Source organism: Borborobacter xinjiangensis (assembly GCF_047739745.1).
In the GTDB taxonomy this organism is placed as follows: Bacteria; Pseudomonadota; Alphaproteobacteria; order Rhizobiales; family Rhizobiaceae; genus Pseudaminobacter.
The window spans coordinates 38,778-63,082 of record NZ_JBLLVA010000020.1 but is presented as its reverse complement, the minus strand read 5'-3'; the positions used below and the strand labels follow the sequence as shown (position 1 = coordinate 63,082).

28 protein-coding genes are annotated in these 24,305 nt (G+C 61.5%); 24 read left to right on the top strand and 4 right to left on the bottom strand.

The features are described from left to right. Window positions 1–126: 126 nt before the first annotated feature. The 4 genes from ACLKMW_RS19010 to ACLKMW_RS18995 form a co-directional block, all read right to left on the bottom strand. Window positions 127–477 carry an RcnB family protein gene (locus ACLKMW_RS19010; protein ID WP_415726072.1) on the bottom strand — a complete coding sequence of 117 codons (351 nt, stop codon included), beginning with the start codon at window positions 475–477 and terminating at the stop codon, window positions 127–129. A gap of 511 nt (window positions 478–988) precedes the next feature. Further along, a complete protein-coding gene (locus ACLKMW_RS19005) occupies window positions 989–1,531 on the bottom strand; it encodes a DUF1254 domain-containing protein (RefSeq protein WP_415726071.1) in 543 nt (180 codons plus the stop codon). Continuing rightward, window positions 1,524–2,108: a DUF1214 domain-containing protein gene (locus tag ACLKMW_RS19000; protein WP_415726070.1), complete on the bottom strand. Its 585-nt coding sequence runs from the start codon at window positions 2,106–2,108 to the stop codon at window positions 1,524–1,526. The genes ACLKMW_RS19005 and ACLKMW_RS19000 overlap by 8 nt, the downstream gene beginning before the upstream one ends. A gap of 108 nt (window positions 2,109–2,216) precedes the next feature. Further along, window positions 2,217–4,373: a transglycosylase domain-containing protein gene (locus ACLKMW_RS18995; RefSeq protein ID WP_415726069.1), complete on the bottom strand. Its 2,157-nt coding sequence runs from the start codon at window positions 4,371–4,373 to the stop codon at window positions 2,217–2,219. A 320-nt stretch (window positions 4,374–4,693) separates the two neighbouring features. On the opposite strand from ACLKMW_RS18995, the gene ACLKMW_RS18990 reads away from it, so the two are divergent. The 24 genes from ACLKMW_RS18990 (at window position 4,694) to ccmE (ending at window position 24,292) form a co-directional block, all read left to right on the top strand. Continuing rightward, the gene (locus ACLKMW_RS18990; RefSeq protein ID WP_415726068.1) at window positions 4,694–5,161 is read left to right on the top strand and encodes a hypothetical protein; all 468 of its coding nucleotides are present in this window, start codon (window positions 4,694–4,696) and stop codon (window positions 5,159–5,161) included. A gap of 55 nt (window positions 5,162–5,216) precedes the next feature. Continuing rightward, complete coding sequence (locus tag ACLKMW_RS18985; RefSeq protein ID WP_415726107.1) at window positions 5,217–6,404, top strand: DNA-packaging protein; 1,188 nt, start codon at window positions 5,217–5,219, stop codon at window positions 6,402–6,404. A 174-nt stretch (window positions 6,405–6,578) separates the two neighbouring features. Continuing rightward, window positions 6,579–7,760, top strand: coding sequence for a phage portal protein (locus tag ACLKMW_RS18980; protein ID WP_415726067.1), 1,182 nt, complete (start codon window positions 6,579–6,581; stop codon window positions 7,758–7,760). Window positions 7,761–7,789: 29 nt separating this feature from the next. Beyond that, window positions 7,790–8,146, top strand: a complete 357-nt coding sequence (locus ACLKMW_RS18975; protein ID WP_415726066.1) for a DUF6107 family protein — start codon at window positions 7,790–7,792, stop codon at window positions 8,144–8,146. Further along, window positions 8,136–8,828, top strand: coding sequence for an HK97 family phage prohead protease (locus ACLKMW_RS18970; protein WP_415726065.1), 693 nt, complete (start codon window positions 8,136–8,138; stop codon window positions 8,826–8,828). Before ACLKMW_RS18975 ends, ACLKMW_RS18970 begins: the two co-directional genes overlap by 11 nt. Beyond that, the gene (locus tag ACLKMW_RS18965; RefSeq protein WP_415726064.1) at window positions 8,825–10,075 is read left to right on the top strand and encodes a phage major capsid protein; all 1,251 of its coding nucleotides are present in this window, start codon (window positions 8,825–8,827) and stop codon (window positions 10,073–10,075) included. Before ACLKMW_RS18970 ends, ACLKMW_RS18965 begins: the two co-directional genes overlap by 4 nt. Window positions 10,076–10,184: 109 nt before the next feature. Continuing rightward, entirely contained in the window at window positions 10,185–10,754 is a 570-nt protein-coding gene (locus ACLKMW_RS18960; protein WP_415726063.1) for a head-tail connector protein, read from the top strand. Then, the gene (locus tag ACLKMW_RS18955) at window positions 10,754–11,089 is read left to right on the top strand and encodes a phage head closure protein (protein ID WP_415726062.1); all 336 of its coding nucleotides are present in this window, start codon (window positions 10,754–10,756) and stop codon (window positions 11,087–11,089) included. Before ACLKMW_RS18960 ends, ACLKMW_RS18955 begins: the two co-directional genes overlap by 1 nt. Window positions 11,090–11,254: 165 nt before the next feature. Further along, the gene (locus tag ACLKMW_RS18950; RefSeq protein WP_415726061.1) at window positions 11,255–11,665 is read left to right on the top strand and encodes a DUF3168 domain-containing protein; all 411 of its coding nucleotides are present in this window, start codon (window positions 11,255–11,257) and stop codon (window positions 11,663–11,665) included. A gap of 49 nt (window positions 11,666–11,714) precedes the next feature. Continuing rightward, window positions 11,715–12,131, top strand: a complete 417-nt coding sequence (locus tag ACLKMW_RS18945) for a phage major tail protein, TP901-1 family (RefSeq protein WP_415726060.1) — start codon at window positions 11,715–11,717, stop codon at window positions 12,129–12,131. Beyond that, entirely contained in the window at window positions 12,128–12,466 is a 339-nt protein-coding gene (locus ACLKMW_RS18940) for a gene transfer agent family protein (protein WP_415726059.1), read from the top strand. The genes ACLKMW_RS18945 and ACLKMW_RS18940 overlap by 4 nt, the downstream gene beginning before the upstream one ends. Continuing rightward, window positions 12,427–12,702 carry a rcc01693 family protein gene (locus ACLKMW_RS18935; RefSeq protein WP_415726106.1) on the top strand — a complete coding sequence of 92 codons (276 nt, stop codon included), beginning with the start codon at window positions 12,427–12,429 and terminating at the stop codon, window positions 12,700–12,702. The genes ACLKMW_RS18940 and ACLKMW_RS18935 overlap by 40 nt, the downstream gene beginning before the upstream one ends. After that, a complete protein-coding gene (locus ACLKMW_RS18930; protein WP_415726058.1) occupies window positions 12,687–13,262 on the top strand; it encodes a phage tail tape measure protein in 576 nt (191 codons plus the stop codon). Before ACLKMW_RS18935 ends, ACLKMW_RS18930 begins: the two co-directional genes overlap by 16 nt. A gap of 11 nt (window positions 13,263–13,273) precedes the next feature. Next, the gene (locus ACLKMW_RS18925; protein WP_415726057.1) at window positions 13,274–13,921 is read left to right on the top strand and encodes a phage distal tail protein, Rcc01695 family; all 648 of its coding nucleotides are present in this window, start codon (window positions 13,274–13,276) and stop codon (window positions 13,919–13,921) included. Further along, a complete protein-coding gene (locus tag ACLKMW_RS18920; protein ID WP_415726056.1) occupies window positions 13,918–14,808 on the top strand; it encodes a DUF2163 domain-containing protein in 891 nt (296 codons plus the stop codon). Before ACLKMW_RS18925 ends, ACLKMW_RS18920 begins: the two co-directional genes overlap by 4 nt. Further along, window positions 14,805–15,284 (top strand): NlpC/P60 family protein, encoded by a 480-nt coding sequence (locus ACLKMW_RS18915; RefSeq protein ID WP_415726055.1) that lies wholly within the window; start codon window positions 14,805–14,807, stop codon window positions 15,282–15,284. The genes ACLKMW_RS18920 and ACLKMW_RS18915 overlap by 4 nt, the downstream gene beginning before the upstream one ends. A gap of 71 nt (window positions 15,285–15,355) precedes the next feature. Beyond that, window positions 15,356–19,255: a baseplate multidomain protein megatron gene (locus tag ACLKMW_RS18910; protein ID WP_415726054.1), complete on the top strand. Its 3,900-nt coding sequence runs from the start codon at window positions 15,356–15,358 to the stop codon at window positions 19,253–19,255. Between the two features lie 47 nt (window positions 19,256–19,302). Beyond that, window positions 19,303–19,509: a hypothetical protein gene (locus ACLKMW_RS18905; protein WP_415726053.1), complete on the top strand. Its 207-nt coding sequence runs from the start codon at window positions 19,303–19,305 to the stop codon at window positions 19,507–19,509. A gap of 113 nt (window positions 19,510–19,622) precedes the next feature. Beyond that, window positions 19,623–19,928: a hypothetical protein gene (locus tag ACLKMW_RS18900; RefSeq protein WP_415726052.1), complete on the top strand. Its 306-nt coding sequence runs from the start codon at window positions 19,623–19,625 to the stop codon at window positions 19,926–19,928. Between the two features lie 76 nt (window positions 19,929–20,004). After that, window positions 20,005–20,670: a response regulator transcription factor gene (locus ACLKMW_RS18895; protein WP_415726051.1), complete on the top strand. Its 666-nt coding sequence runs from the start codon at window positions 20,005–20,007 to the stop codon at window positions 20,668–20,670. A 43-nt stretch (window positions 20,671–20,713) separates the two neighbouring features. Next, entirely contained in the window at window positions 20,714–22,090 is a 1,377-nt protein-coding gene (locus tag ACLKMW_RS18890; protein WP_415726050.1) for an ATP-binding protein, read from the top strand. 99 nt (window positions 22,091–22,189) lie between these two features. Beyond that, entirely contained in the window at window positions 22,190–22,642 is a 453-nt protein-coding gene (locus ACLKMW_RS18885) for a hypothetical protein (RefSeq protein ID WP_415726049.1), read from the top strand. Window positions 22,643–22,712: 70 nt separating this feature from the next. Further along, on the top strand, window positions 22,713–23,852 hold the full coding sequence (gene ccmI, locus ACLKMW_RS18880; protein WP_415726048.1) for a c-type cytochrome biogenesis protein CcmI: 1,140 nt from the start codon (window positions 22,713–22,715) through the stop codon (window positions 23,850–23,852). A 5-nt stretch (window positions 23,853–23,857) separates the two neighbouring features. Further along, a complete protein-coding gene (ccmE, locus tag ACLKMW_RS18875; RefSeq protein ID WP_415726047.1) occupies window positions 23,858–24,292 on the top strand; it encodes a cytochrome c maturation protein CcmE in 435 nt (144 codons plus the stop codon). Window positions 24,293–24,305: the final 13 nt, after the last annotated feature.

The window sequence follows — 24,305 nt, the reverse complement described above, 5'->3', positions numbered from 1 at the left end:
TAACAAAGAGTTAAGGCGGCGGCTCGCATCAGGCTTCGCCTTCCGTGCGGCGGTCGGCAACGCATATCACACACGAAAAAAACCCCGGCTCGATGGCCGGGGTTCTTCGACTGAATGCGGCATCTTCTATCGAGCCGCGACTATGCCGCTAATGATGCCGGATGCCAGGCTGATCAGCAGATAGTCATTGTCGACCTTCACCCATTGCTGACCACGACCGGGACGTTTCAGGCCATGACGATGATAGTCGCGAATGGCCTGTCGGCGCTGCCAATCCGGAACTCTTTTGCCCTTGGCCCAGTGGTGCCGCTTCTTCAGGTGCCGGTGAGTGTCGTATCTCTCATTGGCGCGATGGTCATATCGCTTCGACTGGCTGTAATGACGGGAGCTATCATGGCGTTGCTGCGCTTGCGCCATAGGGACCGCCAACATTGAAAACGCGACGGCTATGAGAATCGAGCGGGTGAACAGTTTCATCGAACTTTCCTCGTTACTGACGCTCGGAACCTAGCGATCGGGTGATGAACCGAAACTGAACACTGACATTACCTTTTCGTAATGGAACCAGGCATTTACGAGAGTTAATTCGATTAAGAAGAAGAGGACGGCAGGCGGCATCCGTGCGGAGCACACGATTCGGGACATTCATCTCCATCTTGCCGAGGTTGCCGAGCGACAATGCGCCTCGCTCATATCGACGATTTGGCTTTAACCGACTGTTAACCCTCTGCTGTGCCTTATCTGACATGGAGGCGTTGCGTCATTGCTCCGGTCAGACCGAGAGGGAAGCGCGTGTCATGGGCAGCATACTGTCTTTCGTGCCGAGAAAAGCGGCAACCAATCATCACAAACGTCCGCAGGGGACGCCGGCGTCCATCATCATCTTTCCAGGTGTTCGCTATGAGCGGCGGGCGGTGATGGAGGCGGCTGGCGGCCATTTGCCATCGGGATCGGCCGCATCGGTCCGCGTCAGGCCGGCTCCCCGCAACTAGCGCGACGAGCAGGAGAGGCCGTCGAGAAAGGCGGAGACCTTTGGCCGCCAACTGTCGTCCGGGACGAAAGCACGAACGACCACGATGCCTTCGTCGATTGGCAGCTCGGCGAAGATGGACTTCTGATATTCCGGGGGCAGGATTTTGCGCACTTCGATCATCTGCTCCGGCGTGAGAACGACAAGATCCAGATTTCCACTGGTGGCGGTTCGATCGTTGAAGCTGTAGATGTTTTCGCCGGCGCGGTTGTAGACTGACACCGACCAGAACGGGATGTCACCAGATGCCTGCGCCTGCACGGTGCCGTCTGAAAGATCGAAACGACAGGTTGCGGCAAGAAAGAGCGGGTCGACGGACTTGACCGTCGGTGTCACGCCCGGCTCGGCATGTAAGGGGGTTGCCGTGTAAAGGCCGGACGCGGAGGCAAGACGCGACCAGGCGTCCCGTTCGGCAAACTCCGGAATGAGCAGCAGCACCGCGATATGCACGATTGCCGCGCCCAGCAGGCCGAGGAGAAGGGCGTGAAGGAGCTTAAGCATCGCAGCCCGACTTCGTTATCGCCGGCAGCTCGACGTCGGCAATGCCGGTGCTGCTGGCAATCGTCGTATCGTAAAGGGTGAGCACAAGGAACATGTCGCCCGACCCTTGTAGCGGCAGCCAATTGCCGGGCTCGGGATGGCGGCCTGCAAGAATGATGAGCTTGTTGCGGGGCCTATGAAGCACTTCATATGAATGCAGCGCCGATGGACGGCCGTTCTTCGCTTTGAGAGCTGACAGGTTTGCATCGGCGGCGTAGAGCGTCCAGAACCTCGCCGGAGGCACGCTGCCTTCGATCCGGTAGACACAGTTGCGACGAAGGATATCGCCGCGCGAATCCCGCTGCGCGATGAAGGCGAGCCCTTCCGCCCGGCCGAGAGTCAACACGCCTTCTCTCGCGATCCGCGCCCGCGAATAAGGATCGGCATCCGGCGTGCCGATCTCGGGGAAGGCGGTCCAGCTACCGATCGTGACGGCGCCGACACCTTCCTGAGCGTCCAAAGCGTACCAGACGCTTGCACCGCCTCCGACAACGGCGACAGCAAGAAACAGCGCTACGAGAAATGTGGTTTTAAGCATGACATGCCGAAGAGAGAGATGGGCCGCACTATCCCTCCTGGAGCGATGAAGGCAAGAGAATAGCACGCGCAAACGGGCGGCAATGAGCGGCAAGAACGCAGGGCGTTCTCACAGGGCGGAGAGCTTCTTGGGCTCGGCGGGAGCCTCCAGGACCGGAGCCGTGCGGAAGATCTCGTTTATTTCCAGCAGCGTTCGCGTCGTGGTGCTCGAAAGGACCGGCGGCCGTTCGGCGGTTGTGGCGGATGCTTCCTGCGCCGCCTTTTTTTCTGCCTCGGCCGCTTTTGCGGCGACGGTCGCATCGACGAACGGGTCCCTGATGCCAGGTATCGGCTTTATGTCGATGTTTTGATGCGCGTAGGTCATCAGCCGGTGCCAAACCATGGCGGGCAGGGAGCCGCCGGTCATCTCCCTGGTGGGTGAAAAATCGTCATTTCCGAGCCATACGGCAGCGGTGTAATTGCCGGTGAAGCCGACGTACCAGGCGTCGCGGTAGTTTTGCGTGGTGCCGGTCTTGCCCGCGGAGCGGATTGCCGGAAGCGCCGCACGACGAGCGGTGCCGATCTCGGGAATCTGGACCAGAATGGAATTCATATCGGAAAGCGCTTTTTCCGACAAAACGCGCTTCGGTTTCGGCGCGTCCCGGTCAAATTCATAGAGAACGTTGCCGGCATGCGACAAAAGCTGCGTGATACCATGGCGGGTGCCGGCAAAACCGCCATTGGCGAAAACATTGTAGCCGGTGGCCTGGTCCATGACGGTCATGCCGGACGTGCCGAGCACCATCGTCTTGAAGTTTTCAATCGGCGACTCGACGCCCATGGCCTCGGCCATCGCCTTGATCGGCGGAATGGTGAGGTGATCCTTCGCCAATCTGACGGGGACAGTATTGATGGACCTTATGAGGGCCATGGCGAGCGTCGTGCGGCCGGAATAACTGCGGCCGTAATTCTTTGGCGACCAGGCGCCCCAGCTTATCGGTCCATCTGAAACGATCGAATCCGGTGTGAAGCCGTGCTCCATGGCGGTCGCGTAGACATAAGGCTTGAAGGACGAGCCTGCCTGGCGCAACGCCTTTGTGGCACGATTGAATTGGCTGGTGCCATAGTCGCGCCCGCCGACCATGGCGCGAACCGCGCCGTTGTTTTCAAGGACGACGACAGCGCCTTCGGTGACGCGATATTCCTTGCCGTTCTGGCGCAGGTAGAATTCGACCGATTCCTCCGCGGCGCGCTGGATGTTCATGTCGATGGTGGTGCGAGCCACTATCGAATGCGTGCCCGATTGGGGAGCGACACGCTTGACCTCCTCAAAGGCCCAGTCGAGGAAATAGTCGGGGCTCTTGCGGTCGCCGCGGTCGACGATATCGGCAGGGTGGAGTCGTGCGGAAAGGACCTGGCCTTCGGTCATGAAGCCGCCTTGCACCAGATTGGTCAAAACGACGTTGGCCCGGGCGCGCGCAGCCGGAAGATTGATGTGGGGAGCATATTTGGCCGGAGCCTTGAACAGGCCGGCGAGCATGGCCGCTTCGGCGAGGTTAAGGTCCTTGACCTGCTTGCCGAAATAGAAATCCGCGGCCGCGGCGATGCCGAACGTGCCGCCGCCCATATAGGCGCGGTCGAGGTAGAGCTGCAGGATTTCCTTCTTCGATAGGTTCATTTCCAGCCAAACGGCGAGAAAGGCTTCCTTGACCTTGCGCTCTACGGTGCGCTCATTGGTGAGGAAGAGATTTTTCGCAAGCTGCTGGGTAATGCTCGATCCGCCCTGCACGACGGAATTGGCGCGCACGTTTTCGGACATTGCGCGGACCAGGCCGAGGAAGTCGATGCCGTAATGTTCGAAAAATCGGCGGTCCTCTGTCGCCAGCACCGCCTTGATGACGTGATCGGGCATTTCATCGACGGGAACCGAATCGCGCTGGATGATGCCACGCTGGCCGATTTCGTCGCCATATCGGTCTACGAAGGTGACGGCAAAATCGTCTTGCTGACGCCAGTTTCCGGCGGTTTCCTCGAAAGCAGGCAAGGCAAGCGCCAGCATGACCACCGAGGCGGCGGCGCCCATGGTAAAACCTTCGCTCAGCAACTCTATGATGCCGCGCCGCCAGCCGCTGACACGGAAGCGCCGAAAGAAGATGGTCAGCGTTTCCCAGAACTCGCGCGCCTTGAAGCCGGCTTCGTAGAGGGACGAATCGATCCAAGCATCGATCGCCAGCAATCTGCCGGCTTTCGGGGCCTTCGGCTTTCGCGCTTCGAGGGGGTCGTCCATTTTTCAGTGTCCGGCTTAGCTCTCAAGAGTCTCAAATAGGTGCGGGCGGCTAAATGGCGACCTTCCTGCCGACACTGAAACAGCGTCTTTTGCTCAATATTATCGGATGCGGCAAGCGAAATCCAAGCGCTACGGCGGGCTCGAAAAATTTTGAAGAGAATAGGAATATATTCTTGACACCGTGACGGTGCTTTGGTAGAGTTTCCTTATCGTCGGAAAAGTGTGGCCAGCGCGCCTCCCATGTTTTGGGGGATGCCGCCGGCACCCTTGGGTGCCACGGCCGGTTCCTTCGACCGCTTCAAACAGCCCGGAGAGATTTGATGGTAACACACACTGATGAGCGGTGGACGGCGATGCGTGCCCTTTATGAGGGCGCGCGGCCGGATATCGAGCGATTGGCGCTGGCGACCGGAAGGTCGGCAGCTTCGATCGAAAGACGGGCGGCGCGCGAAAAATGGGTCCGTCAAGATCCGGCCGCGATACGGTCTGGTCCGAAGGCCAGGCTGGCGAAAGTGGTCGATCGGCTGATCGGCGAAGTGGAAGCAATCGGGATGGGAAAGGAGGGCGGCGCGGGTACGCTCGACAAGGCGCGCATCGATGCGATTTCCGCATTGACGCGCACACTCGAAAAAATCGGCGAAATCACGCGTCTCGACGATGGCGCGAAAGAGAACCAGATGAGACGAGATGCAGACATGGCCGGAGCACTTAAACGGATCGACCAGCGAATTGTCGAGTTGGCGACAGGATACGCAAAGCAACTGGGCAAGGCAAAATCTGAAGGCTGAAGCGATCCCGTTGATAGGACGGGAATGGTTCACCGAAGCGCGCATAGAGCAGTACATGCTCGACGGGCCTCCACAGACCTGGTTGGTCGTCGGCGGTCGCGGCGCCGGAAAGACGCGGTTGGGTGCGGAATGGGTGAACAGCCTGGTACGCGGGTTTTCACCATTCGCCGACCGGAGGCATGGGCGCATTGCCCTGATCGGTGAGACGCTCGGCGATGTTCGCGAGGTGATGATCGAAGGCCCTTCCGGCATCATGACAATTTCCCGGCATGACCGCCCGCGCTTCGAGGCAAGCCGGCGCCGTCTGGTTTGGGACAATGGCGCGGTGGCGCAGATATTTTCCTCCGAGAATCCCGAAAGCCTGCGGGGGCCGCAATTCGAGGCGGCGTGGTGCGACGAGCTGGCGAAATGGAAACATGCCGAGGCGTGCTTCGACATGCTGCAGTTCGGCCTTCGGCTGGGAGAGCGACCACGGCAACTGATTACGACCACGCCCAAGCCGATGAAATTGCTGAAGCGGCTGCTTGCCGATCCAACGGTCGCGGTGACGCGCATCCGCACGGCCGAGAACGCCGGCAATCTGGCGCCGGGATTTCTCGACATGGTGCGCAAGCGCTACGCGGGAACGCATCTGGGCCGCCAGGAGCTGGAGGGCGAACTGATCGAGGACCGCGAGGATGCACTGTGGTCCCGCGATTGCATCGAAAACGCATTTCTCGGCGAAGTGCCGGAACTGCGCCGCATCGTGGTGGCGGTGGACCCGCCCGCGAGTTCGCGCGTCACATCCGATGCATGCGGCATCGTCGCCGCGGGAATGGATGACGCTGGAAGGGCGATCGTGCTGGCGGATGCGACGCTGCGCGCCGCAAAGCCACAGGACTGGGCAGGCGCGGCGGTGGCGCTGTTCCACCGGCTCCAGGCAGACTGCATCGTAGCCGAAGTCAATCAGGGCGGCGACATGGTGACGGCGGTGATCCGGACCGTGGATTCTAGCGTGCCGGTGCGGGCGGTGCGGGCAAAGCGCGGCAAGTGGCTGCGCGCCGAACCGGTGGCGGCACTCTACCAGCAAGGCAAGGTGCTTCATGCTGGTCGCTTTGCCGAACTGGAAGACGAGATGTGCGACTTCGGACCGAACGGTCTCTCGAACAACAGGTCGCCGGATCGGGTCGACGCTCTTGTCTGGGCAATCACGGAACTGATGCCGGACACTGTCGCGATGCCGCGCATCCGCGATTTCGTCTAGGGTGTGTTGGTATTCAGTCCATGGCGGCCTGCAAACGGCGCTCTTCTGTGCTCATGTTCTCGAAAACCACCATTGTCGGCACGTCCTGAACCTGGATCTCAATACACCCTGAAGCACCATGCGCTCAGTGGGACGCATCCGGCGTCGGCATTTTCAATCACACAGGATGGATAGATGGCTTGGAATTGGCCTTGGCCTCGCATGGCGGGGAACGGCGGCGCTCGGCCCGAACGCAAGAGCGGAGGCGGGGCGGGCGGGTTTGTCGCGATACATGCGCAGGGCGAGGCGCGCTGGACACGACGGGATTATGCGGCGTTGGCACGCGAAGGATATATGCGCAATCCGATCGTGCACCGCGCCGTGCGGCTGATCTGCGAGACAGCATCGGCAATGCCGTGGCTGCTCTATGAGGGAGCCGCGGAACTTGAAGAGCACCCGCTGCTCAAGCTGCTGGAGCGTCCCAACCAGCGGCAGGCCGGCGCCTCGTTCCTGGAAGCGCTCTATGGCCATCTGCTGCTTTCTGGAAATGCGTATCTGGAATTGATCGATGCGGGAGAGGGCGCGCGGGAACTGCATCTGCTGCGTCCGGATCGGGTGACAGTAGCCACGGATTCAACTGGTTGGCCGGTAGCGCTCGACTATCGCGAAGGCAGCGGCAGGCGCCGTACTCCGCTGGCTGCCGAGGGAGGCGGGGCGCTGCATCTGACGCTGTTTCATCCTCTTGACGATCATTACGGCTTTGCGCCGCTTGAGGCGGCGCTGACGGCGCTCGACACCCACAATGCAGCCGGGCGCTGGAACAAGGCGCTGCTCGACAATTCGGCGAGGCCCTCCGGCGCGCTGGTCTATGCGCCGAAGGAGGGCGGCAACCTGACCGACGAGCAGTTCGACCGGCTGAAAGCCGAGTTGGAGGAAGGATATTCGGGCATGACCCGGGCTGGCCGGCCGCTGCTGCTGGAGGGCGGGCTGGACTGGAAAGCCATGGGTATGACGCCGAAGGACATGGACTTCATCGAGGCGAAGCACTCGGCCAGCCGCGACATCGCGCTGGCCTTCGGGGTGCCGCCGATGCTGCTCGGCATTCCCGGCGACAACACCTACGCCAACTACCAGGAGGCGAACCGGGCTTTCTACAGGTTGACGATCCTGCCGCTGGTGGCCCGCATTGCCAAGGAACTATCGGCGTGGCTCGGACCGGGTTTCGGGGGTGATCTCCGGCTCTGGTACGACGCCGACCGGGTGGATGGGCTCTCCGGGGAACGGGATGCGCTGTGGGCGCGAGTGGGGGCCGCTTCATTCCTGAGCGACGACGAGAAACGCGAGGCCGTTGGCTATCAACCTCGGGACTTCGCCTGATCGTCACACTCTGCACGAGGGTATCCAACATGACTGATCTGACGGACGCCGCCTGGATATGGCTGGCGAAAGGGGCAGGGGCGGTCGCCGGCTCGGCGATTTCGCTCGCCTATATCCTGCCGCATGGAAGGCGCGACGCGGCGGCGCGTTTCGCCGTCGGCGTCGTTTGCGGACTGGTGTTCGGTGGAACCGCCGGGCTGAAGATTGCCGCCGAACTTGGTGTTCAGGACGCCATCGGACCGGGCGAGCTGGTGCTGATGGGCGCGGCGGTGGCGAGCCTGTGCGCGTGGTGGGCGCTGGGTTTTGCCGCGCGAACGCTGCAGCACAGCAGCCTCGGACGCTTCCTCCAGAAAAACCGGAACCAGGAGAGTGTGGATGAGCGCTAACGCGATGGTGCGTCGATGCGAACGCAAATATGTCGACCTCGCCTTGGGCGAAGTCGAAACCGACGGAATGTTTTCCGGCTACGCCAGCCTGTTCGGGCGCATGGACCTGGGCAAGGACATCGTCGAGCCCGGCGCCTTCGTCAAGTCGCTGCGGACAAGAGGGACGTCCCGCATTCGCATGCTGTTCCAGCATGACCCGAACCAACCGATCGGTGCCTGGACGGAGCTGAAGGAAGACTCGCGCGGCCTTTTCGTTCGCGGCCGGCTTGCCACTGGAGTCGAGAAGGCACGCGAGGTTTTGAGCCTGATGCGCAGCGGCGCGCTCGATGGACTGTCGATCGGTTTTCGCACCGTGCGCGCCAAGAAAGACACGGCCTCGGGTGCGAGACGCATAGTCGAGGCCGATCTGTGGGAAATTTCGGTGGTCACCTTTCCGATGCTGCCCGAGGCACGCGTCCAGACGGTGAAGGGGAAACGGCAGCTTCCGACAATACGCGAATTCGAATGCTGGCTCACGCGGGATGCGGGGCTGACGCGAAGCGAGGCCCGGGCGGTGATCGCCAAGGGCTTCGCCAGCCTGGCAAGCGCGCGGGACGCCGCGCCAGGAACACCAGAGAGCCTTGCTGCAACCATCCGGCAGGCCACACGCATGATCCAACCAACAAGGAAAACTCTCATATGACGAAAGCACACAGCGTGCTTGAAACCAAGTCGACGGGCGGCGAGCATCTCGATCTGGCGGATGCCTTCAGCGATTTCATGACGACGTTCGAGGCATTCAAGGACAGTAATGACGAACGGCTGACCCAGCTCGAGCGTCGCAGCGCCGACGTGGTGACGACGGAAAAGGTCGAGCGCATCTCGCGGACGCTGGACGAGCAGAAGCGGGTGATCGACAATCTCTCGCTGAAGAAAATCCGGCCTCCGCTTGGCCGCGAGGGCGCAAGAGGCCAGCTCAACGAGCATAAGAGCGCCTTCGAGGCCTATATCCGCAGCGGCGACGACCGCCATTTGCGGGCTCTCGACACCAAGGCGATGTCCTACGGTTCAGGTCAGGATGGCGGTTATCTGGTGCCGGACGAGACCGAGGCGGAAATCGGCAAGCGTCTCGCCGCGCTGTCGCCGATCCGCTCGATTTCTTCGGTCAGGCAGGTTTCGGCCGCCGTGCTGAAGAAGCCGTTCGCCATATCAGGGCCGGCGGTCGGCTGGGTGGGAGAGACGGCGCCACGCCCGCAAACGGCAACGCCGGCCCTGGCCGAACTGCAGTTTCCAACGATGGAGCTCTACGCCATGCCGGCGGCGACGACGACGCTGCTGGAAGACGCAGTTGTCGATCTCGACCAGTGGATTTCGGGAGAGGTCGAGACGGCATTTGCCGAGCAGGAGGGGGCGGCATTTGTCAGCGGCGACGGGGTGAACAAGCCGAAGGGCTTTCTCGACTATGCCAAGGTGGCGGAGGCAGGCTGGACCTGGGAGAAGATCGGCTACGTTCTGACTGGCAAGGCCGATGCGCTGCCCGACGCCAATCCTTCGGACGTGCTGATTGACACGATCTATGCGCTCAAAGCCGGATATCGGCAGAATGCCAACTGGGTGATGAACCGCAAGACGCAGACCTCGATCCGCAAGCTCAAGGATGCCGACGGAAACTATTTGTGGCAGCCGCCGGCGGCCCCCGGCCAGCGCGCCATGCTGATGGGCTTTCCGCTGGTGGAGGCCGAGGACATGCCCGATGGTGGTGCGGATGCGACGCCGATCGCCTTCGGTGATTTTGGGCGGGGCTACCTGGTGGTTGATCGCACTGGCGTTCGGGTGCTGCGCGATCCGTACTCGGCCAAACCATATGTCCTTTTCTATACGACGAAGCGCGTCGGCGGTGGCGTCCAGGACTTCGATGCGATCAAGCTGCTGAAATACGGCACGGCATAAGCCGGCTGGGCCTCACGCGACGAGCCTGAGGCCTGCGTTGCCGGCGACGGCCCCGGTAACCCCTTGCCGGGGTCGTTTTCTTTGAGATTTCTTCAATCGAGGTATTCGAATGACGCTGTTGCGAACGGTGGAACCGGCCGTGGAGCCGGTAACGCTGGCCGAGGTGAAAAACCATTTGCGTCTGTCACATCAAAGCGAGGACGAACTGCTTGCTGGTCTGATCCGGGCGGCGCGCGAGGATGTCGAGCGGGCCACAGGCGTAGCGATGATCGACCAGACGTGGCGTCTTGTGCTGGACTGCTGGCCGCGGGGCGGCTGCGTGACGCTGATGCGCCATCCGGTTCGCGAAATCCTGTCGGTGACGCTGTTCGGCAGCGAGGGCGAGGCGAGCGTGATGGATCCGTCGGACTATCAGCTCGACAGCCTGTCGCGGCCGGCACGCCTGCAGTTTCATCGGCGGCCGGAGCCGCTGCGGGCAATGAACGGCATCGAGATCGATTTCAAGGCGGGCTTTGGCGAGGCGGGGACCGATGTTCCCGATCTGCTTCGGCGGGCTGTGCTGATGCTGGTGGCGCATTGGTATGAGTTTCGGGCAAGCATCGGACCCGCCCAGCAGCCAGCGTCATATCCGGCGGGATATGATCGGCTGATTTCCGGCTATCGGGATCGGAGGTTGTGATGGGCTTGCAGTTCATCGACCCTGGACGGTTGCGCCACGAACTGACGGTGGAGGAATGCACCTATCTGCCCGATTCCTTTGGTGGGCATACCGAAACCTGGGTCGAGATCGCCACCTTGTTTGCGATGATCGAGCCGATTTCGGCACGAAGTGTCTTCGGTGCGGGCCAGTCGCTGGAAACTGTCACGCATCGCGTCACGATCAGGTGGCGCGATGGCGTCAGGAGCGGGATGCGGTTTCGAAAGCAGGGGCGCGTCTTTTCCATCGTGACCACGCACGATCCTGATGAATCGGGCCGCTATCTTGTCTGCCAGGTGAAGGAGCAAGGCCTATGAATGTGGCGATGGCGATGACCATCGATGGCTTGCTGTGCGCCCTACGTTGGAAAGCGCATGATATGGCGGAAAACGCCGAACGGGACTACGGTGCAGACAAACGGATTGCAGCGCGATCCGACCCGGCTGTTGTTACGCGCGTCAGGGACAGGAGGGATCAGAACGATGACCGCCCCCGCCGCTGAGTTGCAAAAGGCGATCTTCGCGGCCCTTGGGGAAGACGCCGCACTTTCCGCGCTGCTGGGAAGCAACAAGATTTTCGACCATGCACCGGCAAATGTGGTCTTTCCTTACATAACCTTCGGCCGCACCAGCATCTATGACTGGAGCACCGGAACGGAGAGCGGCACCGAGCAGCTTTTCACGCTGCACATCTGGTCGAAGGCGCGAGGCAAGCAGGAAGCGCTCGCCATAATGGATGCCGCCAAGGCGCGCCTCGACGATGGTGCGCTTTCGCTCGACGAACATCATCTCGTGAACCTGCGGCTCGAATTCGCCGAAGCGCGATATGACGACGACCTGTCCGTCTATCACGGGCTGCTGCGCTTTCGGGCCGTGACGGAACCCGCCGCCTGACGCATCGGCTGCGCCTGCATTCACATAACTTCATGAATGGGAGACCGATATGGTCGCACAGAAGGGCAAGGACCTTCTTCTCAAGATCGATTCCAACGGGATCGGCAACTTCGTAACCGTCGCGGGCCTGCGTTCGAGGCGGATCGCATTCAATAGCGAGACCGTGGACATAACGGATTCCGACTCGGCGGGACGCTGGCGGGAACTGCTCGGCGGAAGCGGCGTGCAGCGCGCGTCGATCGGCGGGTCGGGAATTTTCAAGGACGCGCAATCGGATGAGCTGATGCGCTCTTGCTTTTTCGCTGGAGAGATTTCGGCCTGGCAGCTCTCGATCCCCAGTTTTGGAGTGATCGAGGGCGCCTTCCAGATCACCGCGCTCGAATATACCGGCAGCCATGACGGCGAGGTGACCTTCGAGCTTTCGCTCGAATCGGCTGGGCCGGTAAACTTTACGGTGGCGGCATGAGCGCGAACCGGCGACGCGGCGAGATCGCCGCCGAACTCGACGGAAAAACGCATCGCCTTTGTTTGACGCTCGGTGCGCTTGCCGAACTGGAATCTGCTTATGCGGCCGACGACCTCGCCGCGCTGGTGGAGCGGTTTTCGCGCGGGCGCCTGTCTGCCCTGGACATGATCCGCATCGTTGGGGCGGGATTGCGAGGTGCGGGCCAGGACGTGAGCGATGGCGATGTTGGCAGGATGCAGGCGTTGAATGGCGCAACCGGCTTTGCCGCGATCGTGTCCGATCTGCTGACGGCGACATTCGGAGAGCCGGAAAAGCAGCTCCCGTTAAACCCTTAGAAGCCGCAGCAGCCAGCACAAACGAATTCCCTTGGGACGAGGTCATGGCCGCGGGGTTCGGCCTGCTGCGGCTTCCACCGACGACCTTCTGGGGAATGACCCCACGCGAGTTCGAACGCGCGATGAGCGTTCTTTCAGGCCGGGCGAATGCCGCGCCACGCCGCGCCGATCTCGCTGAGCTGATGCGCGTTTTTCCCGACAAGAATGAAGAGGAGACGACATGGTCGAAGAGGTGACCGTGGAGATCATCGCCGACACCGGGCCATTCCAGAGTGCGCTCGAGGATCTGCAGAAGATGTCGGATCGCTTCGGCCGGCAGCTTACCGGCGCCTTGAAGAACGCCACCGTCAACGGCCGCGAATTGGATGAGGTTTTGCGCAGGGTCGGACTGAATCTCGCAGGGCTGGCGCTGGAACAAGGGTTAAAGCCGCTGCAATCGCTTGTAGGATCGATGTTTTCGGGCCTGCTTGGCGGCTTTGCCGGCGTATTGCCATTCGCCAAGGGCGGCGTGCCGGGAAGGGTGGTGCCTTTCGCCACTGGCGGTGTCGTCTCCGCGCCAACCTATTTTCCGATGGGCCGGAATATCGGCTTGATGGGCGAGGCGGGTTCTGAGGCGATACTGCCGCTGGCGCGCTCGGCCGACGGGCGGCTCGGGGTTGCCGCGAGCGGCGGCCGGGGCCCAGTCAATGTGGTCTTCAACGTGACCGCGCAGGACGCCGCCTCCTTCCGCAAATCCGAGGCCCAGATCACCGGAATGCTGGCGCGTGCGGTCTCTCGCGGCACAAGGACTTTTTGAGGAGAAAAGCGGTGTCTGAATTTGCCAGTTTTCACGATGTGCGGTTTCCCGTCGCGGTCTCGTTCGGCGCGACGGGAGGGCCGGAACGACGAAACGAGATTGTCGGCCTGACCTCCGGTCGCGAAAAGCGCAATGCACGGTTTTCGGAATCGCGCCACCACTATGATGCGGGAACGGGCGTGAGGTCGCTTGGCGACCTCCATGACGTTCTCGCCTTCTTCGAAGCACGGCGCGGCTCGCTTCATGCGTTTCGCTTTCGCGATCCATTCGACATGAAGTCCTGCCGGCCCGACGCGGCTCCATCCGCCCATGATCAGATTCTGGGGGCTGGCGACGGTGCCAAGGATCGCTTCAAGCTCATTAAACGTTACGGCACGTGGAGCGACGCCTATCTTCGGCCTATCCTGCTGCCAGTGCCTGGGACGCTGAAGGTCACGGTGGATGGGGCCGTCCTGGCATCGGCGGATTTCTCATTCGACGGCAAGACAGGCGAGGTGGTGTTTTCGCCGGCCGCCATTCCGCCTGCCGGCGTCGAGGTGACGGCCGGCTACGAGTTCGATGTGCCGGTGCGCTTCGACACAGAACGCATGTCGCTTAGCCTGACAGCCTTCAAGGCCGGTCAGATCCCGTCCATTCCGCTGGTCGAGGTGCAGCTTTGAGCGCCTATCCACAAGCCCTCACTAATCATCTCGAAGGCGAAGTGACGACGGTCTGCCATTGCTGGCGACTGACGAGGCAGGATGGCGTGGTGAGCGGCTTTACCGATCACGACAGGGCGCTGACCGTGGACGGAACGTTGTTCGAACCGGAGTCCGGCTTTAGCGCGACGGAGGCCCGGAATACGCTGGGGCTTGCCGTCGACACAGTCGATGTCGAAGGAGCGCTTTCGTCCAATCGCATCCGTGACGAGGACATTTCAGCCGGGCTGTACGACAGCGCAAAGGTCGAGACCTTCCTGGTAAACTGGCGAAAACCCGAAGACTTCGCGCTGTTGCGTGTGGCCACGATCGGCAGGATCACGCGCAGCGACCAGCGTTTCGTGGCGGAACTGGAAGGCCTGACCTATTCGCTCGACCAGCCGAGCGGGCGGTATGTCGTTCGCGCATGTGATGCGGAACTCGGCGACGGGCGCTGCGGCTTTCTGCTCGAACAATCCGGATATGTCGGTGCCGGCGTCGTCCTGTCGTGCGAGGGATCGGATGCGATCATCGTTTCAGGTCTCGACGCGTTCGATCCGGGTTGGTTCCTGCACGGCACGCTGAACTGGACGGCGGGCGTGCGGGCCGGGCGGGCGGAGCGCATCATAGGCCACCGCAAGGAGGCGCGAGGGGTCGTGCTTACGCTTCGACATTCTCCGCCCGCGCCGGTTGACGAGGGGGACGCTTTCTCGATCAAGGCCGGGTGCGACAAGACCTTTGGCACTTGCAAGTCGAAATTTTCCAACGCCGTGAATTTTCGAGGCTTTCCACATCTGCCGGGCAATGATGCCGCCTATGGCTATGTCGTTGAAGGCGGTCAGTTCGACGGAGGGCCGATTGTGCCATGACGGCGAGCGAGGACGCTCAACTCCGGCCGCTGGCGTCGCTGATCGTGGCGGAAGCGCTGTCCTGGCTTGGAACACCCTATCGTCACCAGGGATCGCGCAAGGGAATTGGGTGCGACTGCCTTGGCCTGGTGCTCGGCGTGTGGCACGCGGTCTATGGCGCCGTGCCGGAGCGACCGGGCCCCTATGCACCGGACTGGGCGGAGGCCAGCCAACGCGATCTGCTGCTTGAGACGGCCCGGCGCTATTGCGCGGAGAAGCCCAAGACGGCGCTGTTAGCCGGCGACCTGATTCTGTTCCGATGGCGGCCGCATCTGCCGGCAAAGCATGCGGCAATAGCGGTCGAGCCCGAGCGGTTTATTCATGCCTATCAGGGCAACGCCGTCATCGTATCCGCACTCGTGCCGCAGTGGCGCGGCCGCATTGCGGGCGTATTCGCGTTCCCGCAAATCTCGAGTGGCTCCGATACGCCGCTCTGACTTTTAGCAGGCAATTCCGGACGTCCATTTCCCTGGGATTGCTCAGACAGGCTGACTTCTGGAGGGCCTTGATGGCAACCATTGTTCTGCAGGCGGCTGGAGCCTTTCTCGGAGGCATGCTGGGGCCGGTTGGCACGGCGATCGGAACCGCCGCGGGAGCGCTTGCGGGCTACTCCATCGATCGCGCACTGATCGACAGCACGCGCCATATCGAAGGGCCACGATTGAGTGGCGCCCGGCCGTTTACCGCGGAAGAGGGCGCACCGATTCCGCGAGTCTACGGGGCCACGCGCATCGGCGGGACATTGATCTGGGCAACGCGCTTCGAGGAGGCCCGTACCACCAAACGCCAAGGCTCCAAGGGTGGGCCGCGCGTGACCGAATATGCCTACTTCGCGAACGTGGCCTTCGCGCTTTGCGAAGGCGAAATTGCCGGAATTCGCAGGATCTGGGCCGATGGGCACGAAATTGATCGAAATAGCGTGGAACTGAGGGTCTATCGCGGGAGCGAGGACCAGCCGGTGGACCCGCTGATCGAAGCGCGCCAAGGGGCAGGAAACGCGCCTGCCTATCGTGGCGTCGCCTATGTGGTGCTCGATCATTTTCCGTTGGGCGAATATGGCAACCGCATCCCGCAACTACAGTTCGAGGTGCTTCGGCCGGTCGGAGAACTGAGAAAGCAGGTGCGGGCGGTCGCGCTCATTCCGGGCGCAACCGAGTATGGACTGTCTTCCGAACTGGTGACGCGGCGGAACCGGCCGGGCGAAACACAGGCCGAAAACCGGCACATGCTGTTTGCCGGCACGGATATCGCCGCTTCGCTCGACGAATTGCAGATGCTCTGCCCCAATCTCGAGCACGTCGCGCTGGTGGCGACGTGGTTCGGTGACGATCTGCGTGCCGGCAATTGCAGGATCCGCCCCGCCGTGACCAGCCGCACAGCCACGGGCTTTTCGCAGGAATGGTCGGTATCCGGCGTGGAGCGCGATACCGCGATGGTCGTATCCTACCACAACGGAGGGGCCGCCTATGGCGGCTCGCCATCGGACAGCAGCGTCGTGGCCGCGATCAAGGAGATCAGGGCTCGGGGATTGAAAGTCACGCTCTACCCGTTCGTGATGATGGATATAGCGGCCGCCAACACACTGCCGAATCCCTATGGCGGTTCTTCGCAGCCGCCTTATCCCTGGCGTGGCCGCATCACCTCGCATCCCGCCCCGATGCAACCAGCAAGCGCGGAACGGACCGCGACTGCGCGCATACAGGTGGAAAGTTTTTGCGGCGCAGCCAGGCAAGGTGAGTTCCAGCCGTCCGGAGGTACGATCCTGTTCGGTGGCGCGGCTGACGACTGGGGTTACCGGCGGTTCATACTGCATTTCGCGCATTTGGCTGTATTGGCAGGCGGGGTGGATGCCTTTTTGGTAGGAACCGAGTTTCTGGGTCTGACGACGCTGCGGGACCAGAATGATAGTTTTCCGTTCGTCGAGGCGCTTTGCGCATTGGCCGCTGACGTGCGTGCAATTGTGGGGTCCGGCACGGCGATTACCTATGGTGCGGACTGGAGTGAGTATTTCGGCCATCAGCCGGCGGACGGCAGCGGCGATGTGTATTTTCACCTCGACACGCTATGGGCTCATCCGGCGGTGGATGCTGTCGGCATCGACAACTACATGCCATTGTCCGACTGGCGTGACACCGATTATTCCGCGCCGAATCCCGACGGGCTGAGCGGGCCATACGATCTGGCGGGGTTGCGCGCGGCGATTGCCGGCGGCGAGGGCTATGACTGGTATTATCCTTCCGCGGAAGCTCGCGAGAGGCGCGAGCGTTCGCCGATTACCGATGGCGCCTATGGCAAGCCGTGGGTCTATCGCTACAAGGATCTGGTCAATTGGTGGGGCAATGTCCATCATCAGCGCATCAACGGTGTCGAGGCGGCGCAACCGACCGCGTGGGTACCCGGTTCCAAGCCGATATGGTTCACGGAACTGGGATGTCCGGCTGTCGACAAGGGACCGAACCAGCCGAATGTATTTCCCGATCCGAAATCAGTGGAAGGCGCCGTTCCTTATTTTTCCGATGGTGGCCGCTCGGATGCGGCGCAGCGGCGGTTTCTGGAAGCCCACGCCGGAAGGTGGAATCCAGACGATCCGAGTTTTGTCGACACGGAGAATCCGATCTCGTCGCTCTATGGTGGGCGAATGGTGGATGCATCGCGGATCTACCTGTGGGCATGGGACGCTCGACCCTTTCCGGCTTTCCCGCTGCGCGAGGACATGTGGTCGGACGGTAGCAATTGGCATCGCGGGCATTGGCTGAATGGACGACTCTCGAGCCCGAGCGTCGGCGGTCTGATCAATGAAATTCTGAAGGATCACGGCTTATCGCCGGCCGATGTCTCCGATGCGGTCGGAACCGTCGACGGGTATGTGATCTCAAATCCTGCCTCTGCGCGTTCTTCGCTTGAGCCGATCGTCAATCTGTTCGATCTCGGCGTCAGCGAAAGCGCTGGTCGTCTGGTGTTTCGCAGAAACGATCTATACCGGCCGCCAATTACCATCACGGAACTGGCCGATGATGCCGAGAATGCAGTTCTCCAGGTAGTGCGGGCGCCCGACCATCAACTTCCGGCTGAGGCTATCCTCGCATTTCGTGATCCGCTCGCCGAATACCAGACAGCCTCGGTGAGAAACAGCCGCTTCGGTGCATCGGGGAGCCGCCAGCAAATCACCGAGTTTCCCGGCGTTCTGGAGGCGGAGCAGGGGCGGGCGTTACTAGGCGATCGGATGCGGCGTATCTGGTCGGAACGTGAGGCCATTACATTCGCAATTCCTGCTCCGGGTGGCGATGTCCTTCCAGGAGCGGTCGTGCGCCTGCCGCAGTCAGGGCTGAGCTCTGATTTTCTGGTGACCGAGATCGAAGATGGATTGGTTCGCCGGGTCACGGCGAAGCAGATGGCCAGATCCGTTCCGACGGCATGGAACTCATCGGGCGGCCGGCCGATACCGGACGTACCGGTGATCGTCGGCCAGCCCTATGCCCAATTCCTCGACCTGCCGGCGAGTTCGAGTGGCGTTGCGCTGCAGGATCACTTTCGCGTGGCGATCTGGCAAAAGCCGTGGCGAAGGCAGCTTCTGTTCGCTTCGCCTGAGGAGACGGGGTTCGCGCAGCGCAACACGATCAGCCACGCTGCAAGTGTCGGGCGACTGGTGGACGCATTGCCGGGCGGGGTTCAGGGAAGATTCGACCAGTCGAACTCCATTCTTGTTGAACTGTTCGATAGCGAGGTCGCCAGCGTTAGCCGACTGCAATTGCTGAACGGCGCCAATGCGGCGGCGATCCAATCGAACATCGGTGTTTGGGAGATCGTGCAGTTCCAGATGGCGGAGGAGATTTCCGCCAATATGTGGCGGCTGACCAGCCTTCTTCGCGGCCAGCTAGGGACCAACGACGCGATGGACGCTGGTGCTGCTTCAGGCGCGAGCTTCGTGCTTCTCGACGAGGCAGTACAGCCTGCAGGACTGCTTGCCGGTGAGATCGGGCTGCCGCTCAATTGGCGGGCGGGACCGGTGGTGGCGGATTTTTCCAGCGTCAACTATGTCACGCAACTGGAAACCGGCGGGCTTCGAGCCGGCATGCCGCTGTCGCCCGTTCATCTCAAGGCGATAAAACAGGCGAATGGCGATCAGGCGCTGTCCTGGATAAGGCGCGGAAGGATCGATGCGGATAGCTGGGCGGCAAGCGAAATACCGCTTGGCGAAGAAAGCGAGCAGTATCAAATCGTCATTGCCGCGGCAGGCGGCGGAACCGTTCGCACCGAACATACCTCGGAGCCGACTTGGCTCTATCCAGCGGCAAGCATCGCAACTGACCTCGGGCCGCTGCCGATCGCGATCGACCTGACAGTCATGCAGCTAAGCCGCTCTTCCGGATGGGGTATTCCGGCGACGCGCCGGCTGCTGCTGCTTTGACTGCTCAAATCTCAAACATGAACAATCAGTCGATGAAGGAGACGGCAATGGTCGCCGACAAACCCTGGTATATGTCGCGTACGATATGGGCCGCACTGATCGCGGTGCTTTCGGCATCGGGCGGACTGATCGGCGTGCCGATCGACGACGTGGATCAAGCGGCACTCCTGGACACCGCATTGCAGCTTGTCTCTGCGCTGGCAGGCGCCGGCGCCGTTGTCGGTCGGCTTCTGGCAAGGAACAGGATCGCGTAGGGCGCCCGCTATCGGCCGGAAATCCACCACAGTAGCTTTGACTTGTGCGCGAAAGCATGTGTTTGTTTATCCATTCATTTCGCGTTCAGCAGCGATCGGTTAAGACAAACGCTATGAAAACGCCAAACACACTTCTCCGGACTGCAACAACTGTGCTTTGCGCTGTTCTGCTGCTTGTGCCGCAGGCGTTTGCGGCGCCGGTAAGCGCACCTGGATTTTCGCCGCCGAGCCCTGTGGTGAGGGTGTCGGCGGACTGCTATGCCATCGGCCAACAGGTCGCTGCCCAAAACGGCGGAACGTTGGCCAAGGCCAGCCCCTCCACGCAAGGTGGCCAGCCGGTTTGCGTAATCGTCGTTCTGGTTCCCGGCAAGGATGGCGAGCGTCCACGGCGCGCGGAATTCGTCGTTCCTCAAGGCTGAGCGGTGGCTGGACCATTTCGCCATCTGCCGGAATCGGCCTATATCAGGCTTTGATTCCGACAACAGGTTCTGCCGCATGCGCATACTGGTGGTTGAAGACGACAAGGAACTGAATCGCCAGGTTTCGGACGCCCTGGTGGACGCCGGCTATGTCGTGGACCGAGCGTTCGACGGCGAGGAAGGACACTTTCTCGGCGATACCGAACCTTATGATGCGGTGGTTCTGGATATCGGCCTGCCTCAGATCGACGGCATCAGCGTCGTGGAGCGCTGGCGTCGTGACGGCCGAAAAATGCCGGTGCTGATCCTGACCGCGCGTGACAGGTGGAGCGACAAGGTGTCGGGAATAGATGCCGGCGCCGATGATTACGTGACCAAGCCGTTCCATATCGAGGAGGTGTTGGCACGGGTGCGGGCGCTGATAAGGCGGGCTGCGGGTCACGCGTCGTCAGAACTTTCATGCGGCCCGCTGCGGCTCGACACCAAGGCTTCGAAGGCTGATGTCGATGGAGTGCCCCTCAAGCTGACTTCGCATGAATTCAGGCTGCTTGCCTATCTGATGCATCACATGGGCGAGGTCGTGTCGCGGACCGAACTTGTCGAGCACCTTTACGACCAGGATTTCGACCGCGATTCCAACACGATCGAAGTCTTTGTCGGGCGGCTGCGCAAGAAGATGGGAATCGACATGATCGAGACCGTGCGGGGTATGGGATACCGAATGCGTGAGCCGGACGCGTGACGCAAACCGCTGTGGCGGTCACGACAGCAAGTGGTCGTAAGCGATGAGGCTCGCCCCACGTTCGCTGGCATTTCGCGTCGTCGCATTTTCCACCGTGTGGGCGATCGTAGCGCTCATTGTCATTTACACGGTGATTGCTGCACTTTATCGCCAGACCAGCGAACGAGGCTTTGAAAGCCTCCTGTCGGCGCATCTGTTCAACCTGATCGGATCGGTGGGCGTTTCGGAAACCGGTATCCTGACCGGCGCCCCAAATCTCGGAGATCTCAGATTCTCGGAGCCGAATTCAGGATGGTACTGGGCAGTCGAGCCTGTCTCGCCCGGTTTGAGCGGAATCGTGCGGTCCTTGTCGATGACGCGTGCGGTCGTTTCGCCGCCGGTCAGCGAGATCGCGTTCAATAGCGCGTTCCAGCGCAGTTACTCTGTACAAGGCCCGGCGGGAGAACAATTGGAAGTTCTCGAAAGCGAATTCGTGCTGGATACCAAGAACCGCATCGCGCGCTTTCGCGTCATGGGCAACCGCAGCGAACTCGAAGAGGAGATCGGCGTTTTCGAGCGACGATTGCTGACCTATCTCACTCTTTTCGGCTTCGGGATGATTGCGATCAATGCGCTTGCCATCCTTCTAGGCCTGAGGCCTCTCGGTCGGGTTCGCGAGGCGCTGGCGATGGTGCGCGAGGGCAGGGCTCATCGGCTGGATGGCACCTTTCCCGCCGAGATCGAACCACTCGCCGCTGAGACCAATGCCTTGATTGAAAACAACCGACGCATCGTCGAACGGTCGCGCACCCAGGTTGGAAATCTGGCGCACTCACTCAAAACGCCACTCGCCGTTCTTCTGAACGAGGCGCGCGCCCTGGGCGGTGCAAAAGGCGAGCTGATCACCGTTCAGGCGTCGGCCATGCAAGGGCAGGTGGAACACTATCTTCAGCGTGCGCGAGTGGCGGCCCAGCGTGACAGCGTGGTCTTTCGCACCCCAGTCCTGCCGCTCCTTCGGCGAATGGCGCGTGTCATCGAAAAACTGAACCCCGGCACGCGCATGATAGTGACGTTGCCGACAACGGAAATCCTGTTTGCGGGCGAGCGTGAGGATCTGGAAGAAATTCTCGGGAATCTTCTGGAGAACGCTATGAAGTGGGCAAGAAGCACGGTTCGCATATCGGCGGAAACCGGCGCTCAGCAGGAGAAAGCGGATTTGCGGTTTTCGATCGCCATAGAGGATGACGGGCCCGGGATTCCGGAGGACAAGGCCAAGGAAGCGATGAAACGCGGGAGGCGTCTTGACGAAACCAAACCCGGAACAGGACTAGGTTTGGCGATCGTTGCGGATCTCGTGAACGAATATGGCGGAAAGTTCCTGCTGGAAAGGTCGGCGATGGGTGGGTTAAGGGCGGTTGTGCAACTGCGAAGTGCGCAATAGACTCTGTTGTAGGTAGCAACTGAGCGGCCAAATTTCGGCCAAATATCCACACTAACGCGACGTCCAAGTCTTTGATTGTCGGGCAAAATGGTGGGAAGCATGATTATTCGCGTGGCGATGGTTGCCGCACTGCTGGCCGTCACGGGATGCACGACGACTGGGCTGGGAAACACGAAAGCTGGTTCTATCGTAAGCGGCCTCGCCGGCACCCAGGAAAGTTCCGCCAACGGCAAGGTTGCCTCGACGATCATCAGCGCGATGGGCGGCGGTCTGATTGGCGGGCCGATCGGTGGCGCCCTGGATGATCGCGAACGCCGCAAAGCGCTGGAAGCGGAATACCGTGCCCTCGAATACACGCAAAGTGGCCAGCCCGTTTCGTGGAAAAGCGAGCAATCGGCGCGTGGCGGCCAGGTGGTGGCGGGGCAGCCCTATCGCGTCGGGTCGCAGGACTGCCGGCAATACACGCACACCATATTCTCCGGCGGTCAGTCACGGAGTGCGAGGGGCACGGCTTGCCGGAATACGGATGGTAGCTGGACCCCACTCACCTGAACTGCCTCCGTCAATCAGCCGCAGGTCAGTCATGTTGGCATAGAGCCTCGCTGGCGCTATTTAGACGAGCATGGTTTTCTGGTTCGTTGCCGCCCTGCTTACACTCGGTGCCAGCTTGGCGGTTTTGCTGCCATTGGCCAGCCGCCCAAAGAGCGAATTCGCCGACAACTCGCATGATATAGAGGTCTATCGCGACCAGTTGGCGGAACTTGATCGTGACGCGGCCCGCGGCCTGATCAGGCCGGAGGATGCGGAGCAGGCGCGAGCGGAGATTGCACGGCGCATCATCAGGGCAGGTGGCGATGCGCCCTCGGCAAAGACTCAAAGCTTGCCGCTTATAGGGCGCAGCCTTGGCGCCGTCGCGGTTCTGGCCGTTCCCCTGGTTAGCTGGGGGCTTTACGCGGCGATCGGATCGCCGGACCTGCCTTCCCAACCTTTGCAGGAGCGGCTCGCTCAAAATCCCAGCGAGAGCTCAGTCGACGAACTGATCGCGCGGGCCGAAGGCCATCTCGCCGCCAATCCGCAAGACGGCCGGGGATGGGACGTGCTGGCGCCGATCTATTCGAGACTTGGCCGATTTGATGAGGCAGTCACGGCGTATCGCAATGCGATCCGGCTGCAGGGCTCCACCGCCATCCGTGAAGCGGGGCTTGGCGAAGCTCTAACAAACGCCGGGGGTGGTGTTGTGTCCGCCGAGGCGCAACGCGCTTTCGAGCAAGCTCTGATACTGGACAAGGATCAGCCCAAGGCAAAATTCTATCTGGCGACCGCCCTTGTTCAGGATGGCAAGCCGGCTGAAGCGATCAAGGCCTGGGAGGCCATGCTGGCGGCCTTGCCCAATGATTCACCTTGGAAAGAACCCGTCGGGCAGGCATTGGCCGAGATGAAGAACCGTATTGCCGCATCAAGCGGGGATACAGGAGCACCCGGCCCGACTGCGGATGATATCGATGCCGCTGCCTCGATGGCGCCGGCAGACAGAAACGCCATGATCGAGACGATGGTGGCCGGGCTCGACGAAAAGCTGCGCCAAAACCCGAACGATCCGGAGGGCTGGATGCGTCTCGTGCGCTCTTATGTAGTGCTTGGCAGGACTGACGAAGCGCGCGCGGCGCTCGACCGGGGCCTTGCGGCGTTGGGCGCGACGAGCGACGACGGGCGGAAATTCGCCGAATTCGCAACGACCCTTGGTCTTTCGGCGACGGAGTGACTTGCATGACGCGCAAGCAGAAGAGATTGTCGATCATCGCAGCCGGCGCGGGGTTCCTTGCCGCCGCGACGGCTCTGACCTTTTACGCACTCGGCCAGAAAGCATCCTATTTTTACATGCCCGGCGATCTGCAGGCCGCAACGCTTCAGCCTGGGCAGCGCATCCGGTTGGGCGGGTTGGTCGAAAAGGGAACCGTTATACGCGGGCAGGGGACCGAAGTGAGCTTTGCCGTGACCGACCACGAAAAATCGGTCAAGGTGACCTATAGCGGGATTCTGCCTGACCTGTTTCGCGAGGATCAGGGTGTGATCACCGAAGGCAGCTTCGACCCGAGTGGGGAATTCGTTGCCGATAGCGTGCTGGCCAAGCACGACGAAACCTATATGCCGAAGGAGGTCGCCGACGGCCTGAAGGCCAAGGGTGTCTGGCAGGAAAACTGAAATGGGCAAGTTG